The sequence below is a fragment of the Parabacteroides hominis genome, from assembly GCF_014287585.1.
Lineage (GTDB): Bacteria > Bacteroidota > Bacteroidia > Bacteroidales > Tannerellaceae > Parabacteroides > Parabacteroides hominis.
The window spans coordinates 236,428-256,887 of sequence record NZ_JACOOJ010000001.1 but is presented as its reverse complement, the minus strand read 5'-3'; the positions used below and the strand labels follow the sequence as shown (position 1 = coordinate 256,887).

Here is a 20,460-nt window from a genome sequence, read left to right as displayed (position 1 = left end):
AATGCGGAAATATAGTTTTCTGACTTTATTCTTTCTTTTCTGCCTTTGCCTTTCTGCGACAGAGAAGAGAGATTTCGAAGAAGCCGTACGTGTTGCTGTTTCCCGGCAGATGCAGAAGTACCCCAAATCGACATTGAAGGATCTCTATAAGAATTTCTTTCAGGATAAATTCGGTCCGGGGCATATCATCGGCGATACGGCATCGGCCGGTAATTATCTGCGTCGTGAACTTGCTTCCTATACAGAATGTACCGGCGATATAGCCGAGCCGACCGGTTGGGAAGGCAATTTCCTACGGGTAAATCTATCGGTTATCAAGAACGGACAGATTCCGTATGCCACTTTTTTCGATGCTTTTGTCCGCAGTGTAAACGGTATCCGGCCTGTTACGGTTGACCAATGGCAAAAAGAGTGGCTTCGAATCGAGGCGATCGTCCGTTCAATGGATTTGGCTTTACCTGGTTATGAGGCTGACCGTAAAGAGATAGAAGAGCGGTTGGGTAGGGGAGAGTTTGTCGGGCATCACAGCAAAGTGTTTGAAGATTCCTATTCGCCTCATTATCGTATTGTCAGCAAAGATATATTTGAGAAGGAATTGAAGCCTTTGCTGAAGTAGCCGGATTTCATCAAAAAAGAAACAGGCATCTTTCTTAAAAGCGGTCGGCATCTTTTTGTATAGGGATGCCGACCGCTTTCAGTAAAAGCTATAACTTTTTTGAAGCTACCCTATATCCTGTAGCTGGATAGCCTAAAGGCTATTTTTTTTATCCTTTAGGCTATATTTTATAGTTCCCGTCCCATTAAAAATAAGTTTATGCAAATAGCATTCACCTTCACATTGCCTGTAATCGACTGAAAGACTTGTATTTGCTGTGAACCCTGTGAAGGCACAGGGTTCACAGCAAATGTTTGATTACAAAGATCTTATAGCACTTGTGAAGGTGAATCCTGAAACTGTAAAACCCATTATTCCTCGTCGTCCGGGCCTTCGAAGTCAAATTCGAAATCGAAACCGTCGTCTGATATGCCCGGATCGGTGAACTGTTCCAGCTCGCGACGATCTTTCTTAGTCGGACGGCCCAATCCGCGCGCCCGGTCTACAAAGCCGGAAATGCGGTTCATTTCGAGGATTTCGTACTGGTCGGGTGTCGTTACGTTTTCCAGATAGCCAGGGACCAGCTTGGCTCCCATACGCCGCTCTGTCAAATCCAGCACCTTAAAGGAAAAAGTGATAGGCGGTTTGCGTACCTGGATCACTTCTCCGACTTTGATCATACGGGAAGGCTTTATCGTAACGCCGTTTATCATGATCCTGCCCTTCTTGCAAGCCTCGGCCGCTATCGTACGTGTTTTGAATATGCGGGTAGCCCACATCCATTTGTCTATACGGACTTCGTTCATGCTAATTGAATGTTGAAACTTATTTATTATTGTATTGGTTCATTGTATTCTGTATGCCGGCCAGGCAGAAACTTTTGATGATTTCTACCGCCCGTTTCATCTTTTCCGGCATCTCCTGGAGCTCTTCCGGCGGAAACTTGCCAAGCACATAGTTGATCTGTCCGCCACGCGGGAAATCGCTGCCGATGCCGAAACGAAGGCGGCTGTATTCTTGTGTGCCTAACAACTGTTGGATATTCTTCAATCCGTTGTGTCCGGCATCGCTGCCTTTCGGCTTCAGGCGGAGTGTTCCGAACGGGAGCGCCAGATCGTCCACGACGACTAACAGATTCTCTACCGGAATGTTTTCTTTCTGCAACCAGTAGCGGACAGCATTGCCGCTCAGGTTCATGAATGTGTTAGGCTTCAGTATGATCAGCTCACAGTTCTTGACACGCATCCGTGCGATTGCACCATAACGTTCTTCCGTGAAAGGGACGCCGGCATCTTCTGCCAATGCATTTACAACACGGAATCCGATGTTATGACGGGTCCCTAAATATTCGGAGCCGATATTTCCAAGTCCTGTTATCAGATATTTCATTGTTATGTTGTTTTTAGTATATAACAAAGGGAAGAATACTCTGCTGAATATTCTCCCCTTACATTATTTAGGAATAATAATTTTATTATGCCTTAGCCTGAGCACCACGAGCGGCACGAGTCAACTGAACGGCGCAAACAACAGCGTTCTTAGCGTTCATCAGTTCAAGGCCTTCGAAGTGTAATGCACCAACCTGCATAGTCTTACCTAATCCCAGGTGATCGACATTGATATGTAATTTCTCAGGAATTGCTGTGTAAAGGGCTTTTACTTTCAGCTTTCTCATCTGCAAGTTCAACTTACCACCGGCTTTAACACCTTCTGCGTGACCTTCCAGAACAACCGGAACTTCCATTACTACCGGTTTGCTGGCGAATACTTCCATGAAGTCCATGTGCAGGATAGCGTCGGTTACAGGCTGGAACTGGATATCCTTAACGATAGCCATTGTCTTCTTGCCGTCGATAGCCAGTTCTACAACAAAGATTTCAGGAGTGTAGACCAGGTTACGAACGCTGTCTTTTGTAATAGTGAAATGAACTACTTTTTCGCCGCCGTACAGTACAGCAGGGATTTCGTTGTTTTTACGCATAGCCTTCAAAGCTCTCTTCTGGTCTGCAGAAGTAGCGGCTACTTCTCTTGACTTTCCTTCTAATTGAAATGTCTTCATTTTGTTTTAATTTTTGTGTTACTCAAAATTAGATGTTCATGCTTTCTAATTTCCCATCACACGTACGGGGGTTAAAAGCGGTGCAAAGGTACTATTTATATTTGTATCTGCAAAATCTGGCCAGCATGAATTTTTAGTTTCATCGGGCATGGAACTAAAAAGGGCGTGCCGGTTCAGAACCGGATTCCTTTTTGCCGGAGCAAGGCTTCCGTATCGTCCCAGAGTGGTTTTTGCTGGGCATGATGCCGGATGCGTTCAGACACATTCCTCTTTTTGCAATTGGCGTAGCAACAACCGTTTTTATCTTTCGCCTCGTCCGAAAGAGCTAAATGGATGGCGGTTGCCGCACCCTGGGCCGGAGTTTTGATAAAGGGGCGGAACAGGATGTCGGTGAGCGGGTCGAACCAAGCCTGCATCGTGATCATGTTCGTGCTGACAATTCCTGGGTCCGATGCATTTATGGTGATGTCCTTATCTTGGATCCGCTTGGCAAGTTCCTGGGTGAACAGAAGCAAGGCCAACTTGGTATTCCCATAGACCGGAATGCGGAAAAAGCGTCCGTTCTTTCCTTTTTCAAAGAAATCCGGTTCGATCCGGCCGATAGCATACGTGCAGGACACTGTGTTTACAATGCGGCATCCCGGTTGCATCAGGGGCAATAACTGGCGGGTGAGCATGTAGGGAGCTACATAATTGACACTTACGATTGTTTCCAGCCCGTCTTCGGTTTTGCGTACCGGAGTCGTCAGGATTCCGGCATTGTTCATCAGGCGGCTGACGGGACGTCCTTCTTTTAGTAATTGACCGGTGAAATTGTTTACGGATGAGAGGGAGGCGAGATTGATTGCCCGCACTTCAATCTGCGTGTTACCGGTTTCTTGTTGGATCCGGGTGCATACGGAGGCGGCTTTTACCGGATCGAGGCAAGCCATAATCACCGGATAGCCCTCTTTTGCGAGGGCTGTCGTGATTACTTGTCCCATGCCTCCATCGGCGCCGGTTATGATGGCTAATCCTTTTTCCATTACTTATATTCTAATTTCTCTATTTCTTTGACAATGCTTTTGGGTAAGTTCTGAACATGTTTGTGGCATGCCATTTCGATGGAATACATGCGGGCGATACAATAGTTGCTATGTCCGCAGTCGCAACGGGCATGTTCGTCTTCCTTCATCTTGTTTACGAATGACGGGTCGTTCAGCAAGGCGCGTGCCATGCTCACGAATTCAAAACCGTCGTTCAAGACCTCGTCTATCTTCTCGCGCGAGATCAGTCCGCCTACATAGACAAGCGGCATTTTCAATGCCGCCCTGAACTTCAGGGCATCTTCCAGGAAGTAAGCCTCTTTGAACGGTTCGGACGGGATCATGAATCGTCCGGCCATTTTGACTCCGAGCGGTAACCAGCCGAAAGGCATATAATGCGTCATCGTATGGATCGGCATGGAACCCCGCATCACGTACATCGGGGCGCGGCTGACGAAGCCACCGCTAAGTATCAATGCCTGTGCTCCGCATTCGTCCTGCAAGGTACGGGCCACTTCAAGCGTCTCATCAAGCTCCATTCCGCCTTTGAAGCCGTCGCGCATATTCATCTTTACCAACACTGCCATATCCTGTCCGGCAGCTTTCATCACTTCGTCCATGCACATTTTCATAAAGCGCATCCGGTTTTGCAGGCTACCGCCATATTCGTCTTTCCGGTGGTTGGTATAAGGTGAAAGGAACTGGCTGATCAGATAACCGTGGCCGGCATGTATTTCCACAGCATCCATCCCGGCTTCGCGTGCCAGATGGACCGCTTGTCCGAATGCTTTTGCCATAGCCGTGATTTCGGAAGGTTTCATTCCCCGTACAAGAGTGGGGGAATAGATGTTGAAACCGCCGGATGCGGAGATAGGCCTGCATCCGCAGATGTTTTTGTGGGACATGTTTCCGCAATGTCCGAGTTGTACGGAGGCGGCCGCCCCTTCTTTATGGATGGCGTCGGTGATACGTTTTAATCCGGGGATGATATCCGGGCGCATCCAGAGCTGACGTTCGAAAGAAAGCCCGCTTTGTGTAACAGCCGCATAGGCCAAAGTCGTCATACCGATCCCGCCGGCTGCAACCGATTTATGGTAGTCGTACAACATGTCGGAAGGCGCGTTTCCTGGGCACATGCTTTCAAATGCAGCTGCCCGTATCGTCCGGTTTCTCAGGGTCAACGGCCCGATTTTACCGGGAGTGAACAGTATAGATTCTTTTTCCATATCTATTATGAGTTAGTCATTCAATATATAAAAGGTATAACCCGTTTCCGGTTTCCCAGCTCGTTGCCAAACATCGCTTTGTATTTATGGTAGATGGTGTTTGCGCGAGGTACGAGGTTTGCAAATGTCCACCAGGCGAAAACAGCCCCGCTTGCGCTCCAGGTCAGGATTGCAAATCCGCACCATTCCACGATCTCCCCGAAGTAGTTGGCCGATGTTACATATTTGAACAGGCCTTTTTTAGGCAGATAATGGTTCGTGTCGCCAGGCTTTCTCAGGTGGCGGACAATATGGTCCGACTGGATATTGATTGCCATGCCGGTAAAAAACAAGATTGTCCCGATGATAAATTGAGGGCTGTACAACCAGCTTTCCGTATACATATCCTGCGGAGCCAGGTGGAAAATCCATTCTCCCTGCATATAACCGTTCAGTAGGTTAAAGGTGATTCCCATAAGCATGATACCTGCCGGCATTTTACTTTTGCCTTTTATCAGCAAAGGAAAAATGAAAGAGCGTTGGAAATAATGCAGTTCGAAGAATAAGAATATCAGGAGCGGCACTGTCTCGAACTGCCGTTCCGATCCGTTCCATAATAAAAACATGACGATAAAAACCGGCGCTTCCATACAGATCCAAGCGATCTTGTTCGGTATCGGAAATCCCCATTTTTTATCGAACAACATTCCATAACCGGCTTCAACGAAGTAAAGGGCTATGAAGACAATGGCGGCGATAGCTGCCATTATGATTAGAAATAAGGTGAAATGTTCAATAGTCATCTCCGTGTGTTGATAATTTATAACCTTTCCCGTGAATGTTTATAATTTTGATGGTAGGATCGTCTTGCAATAATTTGCGTAATTTGGTGATATAGACATCCATGCTTCGGGCACTGAAATAGTTATCGCTTTTCCATATGACTTTCAATGTATACATCCTGTCTAAGATATTGTTTGCATGCTGGCACAACAGCGCAAGCAAATCGGTCTCTTTGGTCGTCAGCTTGGTCGTTTTGTCTTCTATGGACAAGATCTGTTTTTGCAAGTCGAGTTTGAATTTTCCGAAAAGATAAATCTTGACCTCTTTCTTGTTTTGAGGCCGGTAACGGCTTTGTATCGCCTTCATACGGGCCAGCAAGATATCAGCGTCAAGAGGTTTGCGTATCACATCGTCCGCATGGAATGAAAACAGCAATGCTATTTCTTCTCTCGTCGGATGTTCACACAGGAAGATGACAGGGATGTTGTTATCCGAAGTTTTGATCATGGCTGCCAATGCCCGTGTTTCTTTACTGTCCGTATCGTGGTCGATAATACAGCATGTGAAATCTCTGGAAAGGAAACCCTTATACGCTGCCTCTTCCTGGTTGAATACTTGTGAGTTGTATCCGGCAACTTTTATATAGTCCTGGATGATAGCTCCCTGATTAGAATCCTTGCTGAAAATGAGAATGTTAAAAAGATCGTTCATTATGTTTTTAAATTGTTTTTTCGATGTTCCAGACAAAGGCTCGTAATCCTTGAGCCTCTGTCTGCTGATCCATCTGATGAAGTATCTCCAGGAAATGGTCGACTTTTTCGTCATCAACCATCGCCAGGATTGCCGAGTTCAGTGTCGGCCAGGCATGACTTCCGTAATGCGGCTCGCCGGTTTTACTTCCACGTCCCTGTACTTCGTCCCAGTATGTGAAGCCCCGGATGTTGTTCCGGTCCATCGCACTCAGGATCATTTCGTAATATGCTTGATTAAAAGATACAAATATAGCTTTCATATATCGTTTTCCTATAGATTATTTATATTTATTTACAAAAAACTTTCTCCTGCATGACAAAAACAGGGCTTTGACACGCTCCGCTTATGGAGAGATTGTTCTATTTCCTGCTTTTAGCCATCTTCCGGCGTCTGCGGCGAACTCCGTTTCCGGCAAATACGCTGTACACGACCGGCACGATTACCAGGGTGATCAGCGTGGAGACCGAAAGCCCCCATGCAACCGTCATACCCATCGAACGCCACATTTCCGAGCCTTCGCCTGTTCCGACCGCCATCGGGATCATACCCAATACGGTGGTCAGGGTGGTCATCAGTACCGGGCGGAGACGGGATTTCCCGGCAGTTACCACTGCGGTCAGGATTCCCATGCCTCTTTCGCGGCAGAGGATCGTGTAGTCGATCAGCACGATACCGTTCTTAACAACGATACCCATCAACATGATCAGACCGATCAATGCCATGACGCCCAACGGAGTCTGCGTGACTGCCAGTCCTAAGATAATACCGGTGAAGGCGAAAGGAATGGAGAACATGATTACGAACGGGTCTGTCAAGGATTCGAACTGAGCTGCCATTACGATAAACACCAGGATGATAATCAGTATCATCAGGATTGTCAGGTCGAAGAAGGTGTCCATCTGGTCTTCGTATGAGCCGCCTAACTGCCAGCTGACATCCGAAGGAATGTCCATTTGCTTCAATTGTTCGCGTGCGGCTGTTACGATATCGCTCAGTGCGGCGCCTTTCCCGACTACGGCCGATACGGTAATGACACGTTCACGGTCTTTACGTTCGATGGTCGGAGGAGTCATGCGTTCAACGACCTTGCCCAGGTCGCGGATGCGGATTCCCTGGCCGGCACTGTTATAGACCAGGATATTTTCGATATCTTCAACAGACTGGCGGAATTCAGGGGCATAACGTACCTTTATATCATACTCGTCACCGTCTTCACGATATTTGGAAGCGGTCGATCCGTTGATGCGGTTACGCAATGCCAGGGCGGCCGTCGTGATGTTCAGTCCGTTGATTGCCAGTTTTTCCCGGTCGAAGTCGACCTGGTATTCGGGGATGTAGTCCTCACGGCTGATGTTCACCTGCGAACAACCTTTCACCTTGCGCATCCGTTCGGCAAGTTCGGCTGCAACAGCGTCTGTCCGTCCGAAGTCGAAACCGTAGATTTCGATTTCGACGGCGTTTTGTCCGCCCATGCCGGATTCCTGTCCGCCTTCGATAACTTTGAAGGTCTTGATCTCCGGATATTTGGCCAGGTCCTTACGCATCTCTTCGCAGATTTCAACCATGCCGCGTTCACGATCGCCAACGCTCAGCATATTGATGTAATAGTCGATAATATGTGTCCCGTTGTTGCTGAGTTGAGCCCAGGTATTGTCGGAGTCGGCTTGCCCTTCCGTGAAGTTGCTGGTCTTTATTTCCGGATATTTCTGGCGGAACAATTCGTCGATTTCCAGTGCCAGCTTACGGGTGATATCCTGGCGGGTTCCGACCGGCAACTCGATGTGGACGCTGATCTGCGCATTGTCCTGAGTCGGGAAGAACTCCGTTTTGATGGTCGGAACCAGCAGCATGCTGCCGGCAAAGATCAAAGTAGCGCCGAATATAACCGTTTTCCGGTGGCGCACCGCCCAGTAAAGGAAACGGGAATAGCCGTGGTCCAGAGCGTCCAGCGCCTTTTCGATCGGGGTGAAGAACAAGGTGTACAGACGTCCTTTTTTAGGGTTCAGTTTAAGCAACTGAGAGCTTAACATCGGAGTCAGCGTCAAAGCTCCGACCGTCGAAACGATCATGATGATACTCACGATCCAGCCTAACTGCTTGAACAGAATACCCGCCATGCCCGTCACCATTGTCAATGGCAGGAATACCGCCAACATGGTCAGGGTGGAAGCGATTACGGAGATCGCCACCTCGTTTGTCGCGTGTACAGCCGCCTGTTTCGGGGCACTGCCTCTTTCGATATGGGTCGTGATGTTTTCCAGCACCACGATCGCATCGTCCACCACCATGCCGATAGCGATAGACAGTGAACTCAACGAGATAATATTCAAAGTATTGCCGGATGCCAGCAAGTAGGCGAACGAGGCAATCAACGAGATCGGAATGGTCAGGATAATGATAAACGTCGCTCTCCATCGTCCGAGGAACACGAATACCACCAGCATAACGATGATGAAGGTGATGAAGATCGTCTCCTTCAAGCTGTCGATCGTGTTCAGGATGTTGGTGGAAGTATCCAGGATAACCCCTAACTTGACATCCGAAGGAAGGCTTTCCTGGATTTCCGGCAGTCTCTGGTGAACCTTTTTGGCGATATTCACCGAGTTGGCTCCCGACTGCTTCTGGATAACGATCATACCGCCTTTCTTGCCGTTATTGTAAGTCTCCTGGGCACGCTCTTCGATGCTGTCCTCGATGCGGGCAACGTCGCGGAGGTAAATGGTCTTGTTATCCTTATGGCCGATCACAAGATCGTCCATCTGGTGCGCATCCGTAAACTCACCCTGTACGCGGAGCGCATAGGCATTCGAACCGATATCCACGCTACCGCCCGGCGTGTTCCGGTTTTCCTGTGCGATGACGGACGAGATTCCTTCGATTGAAACCCCGTAGGCTTCCAGTTTGTGAGGATCGCAATAGACCTGAATTTCACGTGTCGGCGTACCGGAAATAGATACCGCACCTACGCCGCTGATACGTGCCAGCGGGTTGGACACCTTGTCGTCCAGATTCTTATACAGGGCGTTCGTACTCTCTTCCGCCGTAACCGACAGGATGATGATCGGGATGTCGTTCGTTCCGAACTTGAAGATGATGGGATTGTCCACATCATCCGGCAGCATCGGCTCGGCGACGTCCAGTTTGTCGCGCACGTCGTTTGTCGCCACGTCGATATCCGTGCCATAGTCGAATTCGAGCGTGATGATCGAGATGTTTTCACGTGATTGTGACGTGATGTGCTTCAGGTCGCTGACACTGTTCAGCACGTTCTCCAACGGTTTGGAGACGTTCATTTCGATATCCGCAGCACTGGCGCCGGCATAGGAGGTCATGACCATGATCGTGTTTGTCTCGATCTCCGGCAGCAAGTCCACAGATAATCTGGTTAATGAAAAAAGACCGAAAATCACGATCGCCACAAAGACAAGGGCTGTCGTCACCGGCTTTTTTACCGCTGTTGCATATAAACTCATAGTGTTTGTCTCTTACTTTTCGATTTCTACTTCCATTCCGTTGTTCAGGCGGCTCTGGCCGGATACGACTACCTGGTCGCCACTGTTCACACCCGAAATGACTTCATATTTGTTTCCCATACGACGTCCCAGTTCCACTTTTTCGTAGGAAACCTTTCCGTCTTTATATACATATATATAACGATCGCCTGCACCGGACTGTTTTACGATGGCGAGGTCCGGAGCAACCACATGGTTCTGTGTGCCGAAACCGATCGTCACGCGGGCAAACATTCCCGGACGGACACGCTCGTCGCTGTTGTCGATCTTGATCTCGACCGGGAATGTGCGCGTATTCGGGTCGATGGTCGGGTAGACCAGGCTGACTTTCCCTTTGAACACTTCGTCTCCGTACACATCCAGCCGGACATCGACATCTTTTCCCTTTTTTACTTTCGTGAAAAGGCTTTCGGACACGTTGACCAATAGTTTGACCGGACGGATCTGTTCTACGGTGAAGATCGGCGAGCCTCCGCTATACATATCGCCGCTGTCATAATTACGGGCGGTTACGACGCCGGTGACAGGGCTTAGCAACTGCGTGTTTTCCTGCAGGTTCTTATAGGCGGCACGGCTTACGTCCAACTGTGTTTTCTGTGCATCCCAGGCCGATTTGGAGGCTCCTCCGACTTTGTATAATTCGTCGATACGCTTGAATTCCAGTTCCTGGTTATCCAATTGTATTTTGGTCTGCTTGAGATTGGTTTCATCCATTTTGACAAGCAGTTGGCCCGCTTTCACATGGTCACCTACTTCCGCAAACAGTTTATCGATACGCACCGGAGTCTGCGGGGCGATGTTATTGGAAATGTTGGCCTCGACCGTTGCTGTAAACTCGTTGATCTGTTCTACATCCTGTGCAGAAACGGTTTCTACTCTCACGATAGCCTTATTGCTGATTGTTTCTGTCTGAGCAGTCTCTTTCTTTTCTCCTGAGCAGGACAGCAGCAAAGGTAAAATGAAGAGTGATATGAAGTGTTGTTTTTTATTCGTTTCCATCTTGTGATATTTTTATTCTATGTCTGTTTTTCTGTTCTTTAAAACTCTTGCCGGCCTAACACTTTTTCCAGGTCTGCCTTGGCTACCATATAATCGTAAATGGCCTGGTTGAAATTCAGTTTCGCCTGTGTCAGCGCCAATTCCGAATCGTTCATTTCGAGCAGGGTCCCGGCTCCTGTGTCATAACGTTTCTGTGAGATCATATAACCCCGTTCAGCCTGTTCCACGCCTTTCTGTGAAGCGTCGAACCGTTTGACGCAGGTATTCATGTTATCGATGTATTGCTTGATCGCCAGTTGCAGGTTACGCTGCGTATCCTCTCTTTGCAGGCTCAGCTGTTCGAGCGAATTCCGGGTCTGCTTGATTTTGTAGAACTTGCTGCCGCCGGAAAAGATCGGAATGGACAGGGTGACGCCGACCATAGAGTAGGGGTTCCACATATAGTCCTTGAACTTGAAGTCGTTGTTCATGGCTGTCCACTGATACAGGCCGGTAAGCGACAGTGTCGGCAGGTAGTCGAACTTCTGCATGGTCAGCGTCTTATCCAGTTGCTTTGCCTGCAAATCCATCTGTTTCAAGTCCGTATTATTAGCCAGAGTCGTGTCGGTCGAGAGGAAATCCCCGAACAAATCCTTTTCGAAGTCGGTCAGTTGCCCTTCGCATTCGATGTTGATGTCCAGGTCCATGCCCAGCAATGCCTTTAGTTGCCATTTGGCAAGAACCAGTGCGTTTTCAGCCTGTAGCATATTGGGTTCGCTGTTCTTCACCGTGACGTTGGCACGTATCAGGTCATATTCGGCAACGGTTCCCTGTTCGAACTTACGCTTGATATCCAGGTAATTTTCCATCGCATTGTCATAGCTTTCCTTGAATACACGATATGAATCGTTGGCAAGGAGTACGCCGTAGTAGCCTTTCTTTACCTGGTTGACCATCGCGATTTTGGAGGAACGCGCCTGTTCGATAGCCAGTTCCACGTCGACAGCCGAGATGCTCAGGCTCTTCCAGAGGGCGGCATTGACGATCGGCATCGAAGCGTTGAAGCCGAGGTTCCAGTTGTTGTCGCGTCCCACTTCGATCCCTTCATCCATATTCGGCATGTCTTCCATGCCGGGTATTTCGGTGCTTCCCATGTCGAAACCGTCCATATACATCACCTGCTTTTTCAGGGTCCGGTTGTAGTCGGCTGCAAAACTGACTTGGGGGAATAGGGCGGCATAGGAACCTTTCTGCGCATATTTTTTCTTCTGGATTTCCTTATTGGCCACTTTAACAGTGGGGTTTTCACTCAACGCGATCTCCAGGGCTTTCCCGATGTCGAGGACCAGCGTGTCCTGGGCTTTAGCGGAGGTGAAGACCAGAGAGGGCAGTAACATCATCACCACCCACATCATCTTTTTAGTAATTAAGATTTGTCTCATTATAAAATAAGTAAATTTGATTTTTTATAAGATCATTCGTTCAATCTAATTGCTTCTGTGTATATTTCAATAAATAGCGGTCTAAAATGGCAATACCTTTTTCTGTAGAGATTCCCCGAAGGAAGGTATAAAGAATCGTATTGAACACTTCAGCCACGGAATGATTGGAAAGGGCTTTGGGCGGACGGATCATCTTCGCCTGCTCTTTCGCCAGCAAAGCTACAATCTCGAAGTTGATATTCGGTTGAAAAACACCTTCTTTTGCTCCTTGTGACAGTAGTTTTATACATTTTTTCAAAAACCGGGACTTTTCTTCTTCTGTTTTTTGTAATGCTTTCGGATAACGTTTCAGGTCATCATAGAATTTCCGGTTGAACCAACGGGGACGCTTCATAAGCTCTTCATAGAAAAGCAATGCAACTTCAAGAGCTGTTATCGGCTCGGATTCGAGTTGCTTTATGGATTGCCTCATTTGGGCATAATTCAGGCTTATGCATTCTGTCAGCAACGTTTCCTTGTCTTCGAAAAGCTCGTAAAGAGTCCGTTTGGATACACTCATATTATGAGCGATGTCATCCATACTGACATTCTTTATCCCGTGTTCGGAAAACAGATCGAATGCCGTTAACATTATTTGTTCTTTTATGATCATCGATTTTAATGATTACTTTTTATACGATCAGATGCTGCAAAGGTCTGTCTAATTTGAAAAACTAAAAAGGTTTATTCTGTTACGGAATTGGTCGAAAACGAATGATAATGGCCTTTTTTATTCCTAAAAAACCGTTATTCATTGGTAAAAAATGAAACATCTTACTGCCTGTTAAAAAAATGTTTACCTTTGCAAGTGCACGATTAGTAAATATGTAGAGATGGAAAAACTTCCTATTATAGAATTGGCGGAGCTTAACAAAGGTATTGTTTTCCGCGATAGTTTTCAAGGCATTTTTTCGATTGCAGATCTGGACGGAAGTGTGGATATCGGAGATCCTGATGCGCCTGAGCGTTTTGCCCCGATGCGATTGGATGCGCTTTTAATGGTGCTGACTTTTGAGGGTACGCTTGAACTCTGTTTGGATTATGTGCCTTATACGGTCAATCCGAATAGTTTTATAACGATTATGCCTACGCATGCGGTTCAGCTTGACAAGATCAGTAAAGATTTCAAAGGCCGCTTGCTGATTGCGGCTAAAGAATTTCTGGACGATTGTAAACCGAACGGAGGCAACCGGTCCCAGGCGATTGCGAACTATATGGAATTTCGCAAGAATCCTTGTACGGAGCTCGAACCGGAAGAAACGGCAACACTGGCCGGCAGCATACAGGTAATACGTGAAAAAATGAGGGAACGTACTCATTTCTATCAAAAAGAGCTGGTGCAGAACGCTTTCATCGGCTTCCTGTTGGAATTGGGAAATATAATGTTAGGAAAGAAAGACCGCTTGATCCGGCCGAGCCTTTCCCGTAAAGAAGAATTGTTCGAGCAATTCCTGCAATTGTTGTTCGAGCATTGCAAGGAGCAGCATGTGGTCACTTTTTATGCTGAAAAGTTATTTATCACGCCGCAATATTTGTCGTTGATCCTGAAAGAGTTGACAGGCAAGTCCGCTAACAAGTGGATAGACGATGCCCTGATCGTCGAGGCAAAGATCCTTTTGAAAGCCCCGCAGGCTACTGTCCAGCAGGTTGCAGATATCCTTCATTTTTCCGACCAGTCGACTTTCGGGAAATTCTTTAAGAAACATATGGGGATTTCACCGATGGAGTACCGTAAGTCCTGAAACAGGCGGTACTCCGGTTTTTCTTACCTTTTACTGAACTTATACCAGTTGATCAATTCGGATATGCCGTAGACCAGGCAAGCGACCCCGAAGATCACAAATGTGTTGGCCGCTGCTCCGAACGGGTAGGCGAGGATCATAACCCCTGTTATCAGGATCAGGGACGGTAGGATATAAAATCCATAAGGGACTCTGCTCCATTTACGGGCGGAAACCAGTGATATCAACTGCTGTGCACCCGCAATAACCAGTAAAGCCCCTAAAATATACATTAATATACTAACGAAAAATTGCGGCATGAGCACTAACCATGCCCCGAACAGGATACTGCCCGCTCCGTCGATCGGAAACATCGGACTCGGCTCGCCTTCCACTTTTTCACGGGTGAAGTAATTTAAGAGCGAGAATAATCCGGGTATGATAAAACAGATCCCGATCGTTATCACCAGATAAGTAACGGCCGCCTCCGGCCAAAGAACCAATACAAGTCCCAATACGATCGCAAATATGCAACGCAGGACTGAACCATTTAAACCTTTCATGCTTTCTTCTATTTTAGAATATCATTTCTTATGTAACAACGAAGATACGCTATTTTCTATTGAAAAAGAAAGAAAAAAGGGACGCGATGCCTTCTTAACCTATTTTCTTTCCCTGTTATTCTATCTGGGTTGCCCTACTATTCTGTAATCGGCGGCGCTGATTTTATAATCAGTGCCGCCGATTATAAAGTTGGCGCCGGTGATTTTATAATCAGCGGCGGTGATTACAGAAAAGTAGCCGAGGCAACAAGAAACATTAGGCGTATAAACAATCTTTTGATGCGGTCGCCCCGTCAAATATATTCTTACCCCTTGCCATGTGGATGAAAATATGTAACTTTGCAGTTTTGAAATGCGAGTGTGCAATTAAAAGATAATTAAAATATTACTATCGTGGCAGATACAAAGTACATCTTCGTTACGGGCGGCGTGGTCTCTTCATTAGGTAAGGGAATTATTGCCGCATCATTGGGTAAACTACTTCAGGCAAGAGGTTACAAGGTTACCATTCAGAAATTTGACCCCTATATTAATATCGATCCGGGTACGTTGAACCCGTACGAACATGGGGAATGTTATGTTACCGTAGACGGACATGAAGCGGATTTGGACCTCGGACACTATGAACGTTTCCTGAACGTCCAGACAACCCGCGCAAATAACATCACTACAGGGCGCATTTATCAGAGCGTTATTAACAAAGAACGTAAAGGGGATTACCTGGGAAAGACCGTTCAGGTGGTCCCTCATATCACGGACGAGATCAAGCGCAATGTGAAATTGCTGGGAAATAAATACAAATTTGATTTTGTGATCACTGAGATCGGCGGTACGGTTGGCGATATCGAATCTCTTCCGTTTATCGAAAGCGTACGCCAGTTGAAGTGGGAACTGGGTAAGAATTGCATATGCGTACATCTTACTTATGTGCCTTATATCGCTGCGGCAAAGGAATATAAGACAAAACCGACACAGCATTCCGTAAAACAACTCCAGGAGTTAGGCATTCAGCCGGATGTCCTGGTGCTGCGTACCGAACATGAATTGAGTTCTAATATCTTAAGTAAGGTAGCCCTGTTCTGTAACGTCGCACAGGATGCCGTTATACAGTCGATCGACGTTCCGACGATCTACGAAGTGCCGTTGGTATTGCAGCGTCAGAAGATGGACGAAGTGATCCTGCGCAAAGTCGGGCTGGAAGTCGGACCGACGCCGGAGATGAAACCCTGGCATCAGTTCTTGCAACGCAAGGTAGACGCTACCGAAACTGTAAAGATCGGCTTGGTCGGCAAATATGTCGAATTGCAGGATGCTTATAAGTCGATCGACGAATCTCTGTTGCAGGCTGCTATTTATAATGACCGTAAGTTGGATTTGCATTTGTTCCATTCCGAAAAGCTGAATGACGGCAATGCAGCCGAACTATTGAAAGATATGGACGGAATCCTGATTGCTCCGGGATTCGGACAACGTGGTATTGAAGGAAAATTTGCCGCATTGAAATACGCTCGTGAAAACGATGTCCCTTGCTTGGGTATCTGTTTGGGGATGCAGTGCATGGTGATCGAATTTGCCCGCGACGTGATGGGACTGACGGAAGCCAACTCGACCGAAATGGAACCGAACACTCCGTATAAAGTGATCGACCTGATGGAAGAGCAGAAGAACGTAACCAATATGGGAGGCTCGATGCGTCTGGGTGCATACGATTGCACATTGAAGAAAGGTTCCAAGGCTTATGAAGCGTATGGACAGGCACATATCCAGGAACGCCATCGTCACCGTTTTGAATTTAACAGCGAATATCGCGATCAGTTCGAAGCCGCCGGCATGATGTGCGTAGGCGAAAACCCGGAATCGAACTTGGTTGAAGTAGTTGAGATCCCAGCCTTGAAATGGTTTGTAGGTGTTCAGTTCCATCCGGAATATAACAGTACGGTCGTTAATCCTAACCCTCTTTTCGTTAGCTTTGTAAAAGCGGCAGTTGAAAATAAAAAATAAGAATTATAGATGGATAAAAACACGATAATAGGTTTCCTGCTTATTGGACTTGTCTTGATCGTATTCACCTGGTTGAACAAACCTACTCCGGAGCAGATGGAAGCGCAGCGCCGGATGCAGGATTCGATCGCCCGGATAGAATATGCAAAGCAACTGGAACAGCAGAAAGAATTGAATAGTGAAGCAAAGGCAGAGAATGAACTGGCTGGTTTGCCTGACTCTGTGCGGATCGCCCGTTTACAGAATAGTTTCGGAGTGTTTGCCGATGCGATGGTAGGAGAGGATGGTTCCACTGTTTTGGAAAACGAGCTGATCGAAGTCCGTTTGGACAATAAGGGAGGACGTGTCGGATATGTCCGCCTGAAAAAGTACGATAATTATAAAGGTGAACCTTTAGTGCTTTTTGATGAAAAGGATTCGAAGTTCGATTTTACATTGGTAACGGCTGATAACCGCGTGGTCAATACCGGCGATTTGTATTTCACCCCTGTAAAAGGGAGCGATCCCAATAGCATTACCATGCGCTTGAACACTGGCGAAGGCAGCCATCTGGACTTCATGTACACCTTGAAACCGGACGATTATATGTTGCAGTTCTCTATCAAGGGAACCGGTTTGAACGGTGTCCTGTCGCCGGGTACGACTGCTTTGGACCTGCTGTGGCAGCAGAAGATAACGCAACAGGAAAAAGGTCGTAAGTTTGAAGACCGTTATGCGACGGTGTACTACAAATTTATGGCAGACAATGTGGAATACCTGAGCGAGACGAAAGACGACAGCAAGCAATTGTCCGGCCGTTTGAAATGGCTCGCTTATAAGGACATGTATTTCTCCTCTATCCTGATTGCCGGGAACAACGGTTTCGAGTCGACGACCATCGATTCGAAGATGCTTCCCGAAAACGGCCCTTTCCTGAAAGAATACAAAACAACGACATCCGTTCCCTTCGACCTGAAAGGAAATGAAACGACGGATTTGCGTTTCTATTTCGGCCCTAACCAATTCTCGCTGTTGAAGTCCTTTGACGACAACGTGGAAAAGGCCGACCGGCTGGATCTGGAAAAGATTGTTCCGCTGGGCTGGGGCATTTTCCGCTGGGTGAACCAGTATTTTGTCATTCCGTTGTTTAATTTCCTCGGACAGTTTATCCATAGCTACGGCTTGCTGATCTTCCTGTTGACGGTTATTGTGAAACTGATCTTGTTCCCGTTGACCTATAAGTCTTATATGTCATCAGCCAAAATGCGCGTATTGCGTCCGCAGGTGGAAGAGATCAATGCAAAATATCCGGGACAGGATAAAGCGGTGGAACGCCAGCGTGCGACGATGGAACTGTATAGCCGTGCCGGTGCAAGTCCGATGTCGGGATGTATTCCGATGTTGTTGCAGATGCCGATCCTGGTTGCCCTGTTCATGTTCTTCCCGTCGGCTATCGAATTGCGTCACCAGAGTTTCCTTTGGGCGCATGACTTGTCTACTTATGATGCGATAGTGAGCTGGAATACATACATCCCTATTATTACGCCGTATTTCGGCAACCATATCAGTTTGTTCTGTTTGCTGATGACCGTGACGAACATCATTTATACGAAATTCAACATGGATCAGACGAACACCGGGCAGCAACAGATGCCGGGCATGAAAGCAATGATGTATATGATGCCGTTGATGATGTTGGTATTCTTCAACCAGTATGCATCCGGTCTGACTTACTATTACTTCATCTCTACCTTGATCACGATCCTGCAGACCGTCATCTTCCGTTATACGATTAACGAAGACAAACTGTTGGCCAAGCTGGAAGCAAACAAGAAGAAGCCGATGAAGAAATCCGGTTTTATGAAGCGTCTGGAAGAAGCTCAGAAAGCACAACAGGCAACTCTTGAAAAACAGAAACAGCAGAGAAAGAACAGATAAGATTGCTTTTCGGAGCAGTTTGCCATAGAGATAACAGGCAAGGAACGGATTCGAGTTCTTTGCCTGTTTTTTTGTTGTTTGTGTAAAGCTTGATTTTCGACGCTTGGAATTAAAAAAAAATCGGATTACGGGATTGTTTATTACAGAATGTTTGTACATTTGTGACCATCTATCGGTAAGCAGCGAGTTGACGAACCTATTGATGACAGGAACTTACATAGATCGCTTCATTGTGGAGTGTTTAGGATTGTTATAGGGTATAAATTTATCACGGATGGCAAAAAGAGAAGTTCTTTTGCAAAGCGTCGCTGCTGTTATATTCGGCTTGATGTGCTTTGCTTTTTTCAGGTTTGTGTATCCTTCTGGCTTTTTTCAGAAAGAACAAGCTGAAGGATTGTTCACGTTAGGGTCTTTTGTTTCTTATCTGACTAAGCCGGCATGGCTGGTTTGTTACAGTGGAAATGTACTGATGGCTTTTGGCGGGCCGTCCGGCGCACCTTTCCTGATCACTTTGATTTTACTTTTCGAATGGTGGCTTCTGACTTTGGTTCTGAAGCGTTTCAATGTCGGCGGGATGGCGTCGTTGTATGCTTTTCTTCCGGTTATGCTGGAATGGGGAGGGTATTGCTATCCGACTTACCTGTTGCGTTCTATTCTGGCGACGATAATCGCTCTTTCCCTCTTTTTGGGATATACTTGCATTAAGAATAAATGGTTGAGCGTGCTGACCGGGTTGTTGGCATTGCCGCTTATCTATTTTCTCGCAGGCAACCGGCTTAATTTCTTTGTGCTGTTGATCCTTTTTTATGAGACGGGCAAAGAACCTAAGCGTTGGTTGTATTGGGGCCTGCTCTTGGTGACAGGTGTTTTTATGCCGGTTTGGATGATGCATTTTTATTCACTGACACAAGAGCAGGCTTATTTATATCCGCATAACGGATTGCCGTCTTTCTTTCCACCGCTTCTGTTTTGCTTCAGTCTTCTGTTTTTGCAGATAAGGAAGTTCCGGGATATGCCGATCCGCGTCTTGCCCGTTATTGTCACGGTTTGTATATTGTTGGCACTGCTGGGAATTTTTATTTTCCTGATTGCTGATTTCTAAGGAAGACTAAGGCTTTTTCCATATCTTCCGGCGTATCGATGCCGATCGTTTCTTGTCGGGTGATCCCGACTTTGATCTTGTAGCCGTTCTCCAGCCAGCGAAGTTGTTCCAGGCTTTCGGCCAGTTCCAGAGGAGACTGGGGCAGCTGCGTGATCTCTTTTAAGATGGCGGCGCGGTAAGCGTATAGTCCGATATGCTTGTAATACGTGTGGTTCGGAAGCCATTCGGTGTATTGTTTGCCTCTCAGATAAGGAATGATCGAACGGCTGAAGTACATGGCTTCGTTATTTTTGTTCAGAACCACTTTCGGAGAATTGGCATTAAACAAAGTCGTTTCAAAGTCATCATCCGGGCGGAATGGTTTGACCAGGGTGGCGATTTGTATGCTGTCATCAATGAAACAGGACTTTAATATTTCGATCTGTTCCGGCTGGATGAAAGGTTCGTCACCTTGTATGTTGACAACTGTGTCGTATCCGTTTCCTATTTTACAGTACGCTTCATAACAACGGTCTGTGCCGCTTTTGTGTTGGTCGGAGGTCATGACGACATTCCCGCCGAAAGCCCGGACAGCCGCTTCTATGCGGCTGTCGTCTGTCGCTACGCAAACTGCGTCGAGCACATCCTGCACTTGTTCGTACACTCGTTGGATCATCGGTTTCCCGGCCATGTCGGCAAGCGGTTTCCCTGGGAAGCGGGTAGAGGCGTAGCGTGCCGGAATTATTCCTATAAACTTCATGATTTATGAATTATAATTTATGATTT

Annotated in this window: 19 protein-coding genes; 5 read left to right on the top strand and 14 right to left on the bottom strand. The window is 47.0% G+C overall.

All coding sequences use genetic code 11. The features are described from left to right. The first annotated feature begins 1 nt into the window (after position 1). On the top strand, positions 2 to 616 hold the full coding sequence (locus tag H8S65_RS01090) for a hypothetical protein (protein ID WP_186928110.1): 615 nt from the start codon (positions 2 to 4) through the stop codon (positions 614 to 616). A 350-nt stretch (positions 617 to 966) separates the two neighbouring features. On the opposite strand, the gene H8S65_RS01085 is transcribed toward H8S65_RS01090, so the two are convergent. From H8S65_RS01085 to H8S65_RS01030, 12 genes are all read right to left on the bottom strand, one after another. Beyond that, on the bottom strand, positions 967 to 1,401 hold the full coding sequence (locus tag H8S65_RS01085) for an RNA-binding S4 domain-containing protein (protein ID WP_186928109.1): 435 nt from the start codon (positions 1,399 to 1,401) through the stop codon (positions 967 to 969). Positions 1,402 to 1,420: 19 nt separating this feature from the next. Further along, on the bottom strand, positions 1,421 to 1,984 hold the full coding sequence (pth, locus tag H8S65_RS01080; RefSeq protein WP_186928108.1) for an aminoacyl-tRNA hydrolase: 564 nt from the start codon (positions 1,982 to 1,984) through the stop codon (positions 1,421 to 1,423). A gap of 85 nt (positions 1,985 to 2,069) precedes the next feature. Continuing rightward, positions 2,070 to 2,654, bottom strand: a complete 585-nt coding sequence (locus tag H8S65_RS01075; RefSeq protein ID WP_186928107.1) for a 50S ribosomal protein L25/general stress protein Ctc — start codon at positions 2,652 to 2,654, stop codon at positions 2,070 to 2,072. A gap of 173 nt (positions 2,655 to 2,827) precedes the next feature. After that, entirely contained in the window at positions 2,828 to 3,679 is an 852-nt protein-coding gene (locus tag H8S65_RS01070) for an SDR family oxidoreductase (protein ID WP_186928106.1), read from the bottom strand. After that, positions 3,679 to 4,905, bottom strand: coding sequence for an NADH:flavin oxidoreductase (locus tag H8S65_RS01065; RefSeq protein ID WP_186928105.1), 1,227 nt, complete (start codon positions 4,903 to 4,905; stop codon positions 3,679 to 3,681). Before H8S65_RS01065 ends, H8S65_RS01070 begins: the two co-directional genes overlap by 1 nt. A 20-nt stretch (positions 4,906 to 4,925) precedes the next feature. After that, on the bottom strand, positions 4,926 to 5,687 hold the full coding sequence (locus tag H8S65_RS01060; RefSeq protein ID WP_186928104.1) for a DUF1295 domain-containing protein: 762 nt from the start codon (positions 5,685 to 5,687) through the stop codon (positions 4,926 to 4,928). Continuing rightward, on the bottom strand, positions 5,677 to 6,378 hold the full coding sequence (locus H8S65_RS01055) for a response regulator transcription factor (protein ID WP_186928103.1): 702 nt from the start codon (positions 6,376 to 6,378) through the stop codon (positions 5,677 to 5,679). The genes H8S65_RS01060 and H8S65_RS01055 overlap by 11 nt, the downstream gene beginning before the upstream one ends. A 7-nt stretch (positions 6,379 to 6,385) precedes the next feature. Further along, a complete protein-coding gene (locus tag H8S65_RS01050) occupies positions 6,386 to 6,679 on the bottom strand; it encodes a PG0541 family transporter-associated protein (RefSeq protein ID WP_186928102.1) in 294 nt (97 codons plus the stop codon). Positions 6,680 to 6,779: 100 nt separating this feature from the next. Beyond that, positions 6,780 to 9,893, bottom strand: a complete 3,114-nt coding sequence (locus tag H8S65_RS01045) for an efflux RND transporter permease subunit (protein WP_186928101.1) — start codon at positions 9,891 to 9,893, stop codon at positions 6,780 to 6,782. A 12-nt stretch (positions 9,894 to 9,905) separates the two neighbouring features. Continuing rightward, positions 9,906 to 10,931 (bottom strand): efflux RND transporter periplasmic adaptor subunit, encoded by a 1,026-nt coding sequence (locus tag H8S65_RS01040; RefSeq protein ID WP_186928100.1) that lies wholly within the window; start codon positions 10,929 to 10,931, stop codon positions 9,906 to 9,908. 38 nt (positions 10,932 to 10,969) lie between these two features. After that, positions 10,970 to 12,352: a TolC family protein gene (locus H8S65_RS01035; RefSeq protein ID WP_186928099.1), complete on the bottom strand. Its 1,383-nt coding sequence runs from the start codon at positions 12,350 to 12,352 to the stop codon at positions 10,970 to 10,972. 40 nt (positions 12,353 to 12,392) lie between these two features. Beyond that, entirely contained in the window at positions 12,393 to 13,004 is a 612-nt protein-coding gene (locus H8S65_RS01030) for a TetR/AcrR family transcriptional regulator (protein ID WP_186928098.1), read from the bottom strand. 220 nt (positions 13,005 to 13,224) lie between these two features. Between H8S65_RS01030 and H8S65_RS01025 the strand changes: the two genes are divergently transcribed. Further along, the gene (locus tag H8S65_RS01025; RefSeq protein WP_186928097.1) at positions 13,225 to 14,133 is read left to right on the top strand and encodes a helix-turn-helix domain-containing protein; all 909 of its coding nucleotides are present in this window, start codon (positions 13,225 to 13,227) and stop codon (positions 14,131 to 14,133) included. Between the two features lie 23 nt (positions 14,134 to 14,156). On the opposite strand, the gene H8S65_RS01020 is transcribed toward H8S65_RS01025, so the two are convergent. Continuing rightward, on the bottom strand, positions 14,157 to 14,675 hold the full coding sequence (locus H8S65_RS01020) for an HdeD family acid-resistance protein (protein WP_186928096.1): 519 nt from the start codon (positions 14,673 to 14,675) through the stop codon (positions 14,157 to 14,159). Between the two features lie 393 nt (positions 14,676 to 15,068). On the opposite strand from H8S65_RS01020, the gene pyrG reads away from it, so the two are divergent. The 3 genes from pyrG (at position 15,069) to H8S65_RS01005 (ending at position 19,695) form a co-directional block, all read left to right on the top strand. After that, positions 15,069 to 16,676, top strand: a complete 1,608-nt coding sequence (gene pyrG, locus H8S65_RS01015; protein WP_186928095.1) for a CTP synthase — start codon at positions 15,069 to 15,071, stop codon at positions 16,674 to 16,676. 9 nt (positions 16,677 to 16,685) lie between these two features. Continuing rightward, positions 16,686 to 18,593, top strand: a complete 1,908-nt coding sequence (gene yidC, locus H8S65_RS01010; RefSeq protein WP_186928094.1) for a membrane protein insertase YidC — start codon at positions 16,686 to 16,688, stop codon at positions 18,591 to 18,593. 274 nt (positions 18,594 to 18,867) lie between these two features. Further along, entirely contained in the window at positions 18,868 to 19,695 is an 828-nt protein-coding gene (locus H8S65_RS01005; RefSeq protein ID WP_186928093.1) for a DUF6057 family protein, read from the top strand. Here the strand turns inward: H8S65_RS01005 and kdsB are convergent. Beyond that, positions 19,670 to 20,434, bottom strand: a complete 765-nt coding sequence (kdsB, locus tag H8S65_RS01000) for a 3-deoxy-manno-octulosonate cytidylyltransferase (RefSeq protein WP_186928092.1) — start codon at positions 20,432 to 20,434, stop codon at positions 19,670 to 19,672. The two genes, H8S65_RS01005 and kdsB, sit on opposite strands and share 26 nt — an antisense overlap. Between the last annotated feature and the right edge of the window lie 26 nt (positions 20,435 to 20,460).

Bases quoted from the DNA above. Each gene is read 5' to 3' on its own strand.
- H8S65_RS01020 (WP_186928096.1), bottom strand. From the start codon at position 14,675: ATGAAAGGTTTAAATGGTTCAGTCCTGCGTTGCATATTTGCGATCGTA.
- H8S65_RS01065 (WP_186928105.1), bottom strand. From the start codon at position 4,905: ATGGAAAAAGAATCTATACTGTTCACTCCCGGTAAAATCGGGCCGTTG.
- H8S65_RS01060 (WP_186928104.1), bottom strand. From the start codon at position 5,687: ATGACTATTGAACATTTCACCTTATTTCTAATCATAATGGCAGCTATC.
- yidC (WP_186928094.1), top strand. From the start codon at position 16,686: ATGGATAAAAACACGATAATAGGTTTCCTGCTTATTGGACTTGTCTTG.
- H8S65_RS01050 (WP_186928102.1), bottom strand. From the start codon at position 6,679: ATGAAAGCTATATTTGTATCTTTTAATCAAGCATATTACGAAATGATC.
- H8S65_RS01035 (WP_186928099.1), bottom strand. From the start codon at position 12,352: ATGAGACAAATCTTAATTACTAAAAAGATGATGTGGGTGGTGATGATG.
- H8S65_RS01085 (WP_186928109.1), bottom strand. From the start codon at position 1,401: ATGAACGAAGTCCGTATAGACAAATGGATGTGGGCTACCCGCATATTC.
- H8S65_RS01090 (WP_186928110.1), top strand. From the start codon at position 2: ATGCGGAAATATAGTTTTCTGACTTTATTCTTTCTTTTCTGCCTTTGC.
- kdsB (WP_186928092.1), bottom strand. From the start codon at position 20,434: ATGAAGTTTATAGGAATAATTCCGGCACGCTACGCCTCTACCCGCTTC.
- H8S65_RS01055 (WP_186928103.1), bottom strand. From the start codon at position 6,378: ATGAACGATCTTTTTAACATTCTCATTTTCAGCAAGGATTCTAATCAG.
- H8S65_RS01030 (WP_186928098.1), bottom strand. From the start codon at position 13,004: ATGATCATAAAAGAACAAATAATGTTAACGGCATTCGATCTGTTTTCC.
- H8S65_RS01005 (WP_186928093.1), top strand. From the start codon at position 18,868: ATGGCAAAAAGAGAAGTTCTTTTGCAAAGCGTCGCTGCTGTTATATTC.
- H8S65_RS01025 (WP_186928097.1), top strand. From the start codon at position 13,225: ATGGAAAAACTTCCTATTATAGAATTGGCGGAGCTTAACAAAGGTATT.
- H8S65_RS01045 (WP_186928101.1), bottom strand. From the start codon at position 9,893: ATGAGTTTATATGCAACAGCGGTAAAAAAGCCGGTGACGACAGCCCTT.
- H8S65_RS01075 (WP_186928107.1), bottom strand. From the start codon at position 2,654: ATGAAGACATTTCAATTAGAAGGAAAGTCAAGAGAAGTAGCCGCTACT.
- H8S65_RS01070 (WP_186928106.1), bottom strand. From the start codon at position 3,679: ATGGAAAAAGGATTAGCCATCATAACCGGCGCCGATGGAGGCATGGGA.
- pth (WP_186928108.1), bottom strand. From the start codon at position 1,984: ATGAAATATCTGATAACAGGACTTGGAAATATCGGCTCCGAATATTTA.
- H8S65_RS01040 (WP_186928100.1), bottom strand. From the start codon at position 10,931: ATGGAAACGAATAAAAAACAACACTTCATATCACTCTTCATTTTACCT.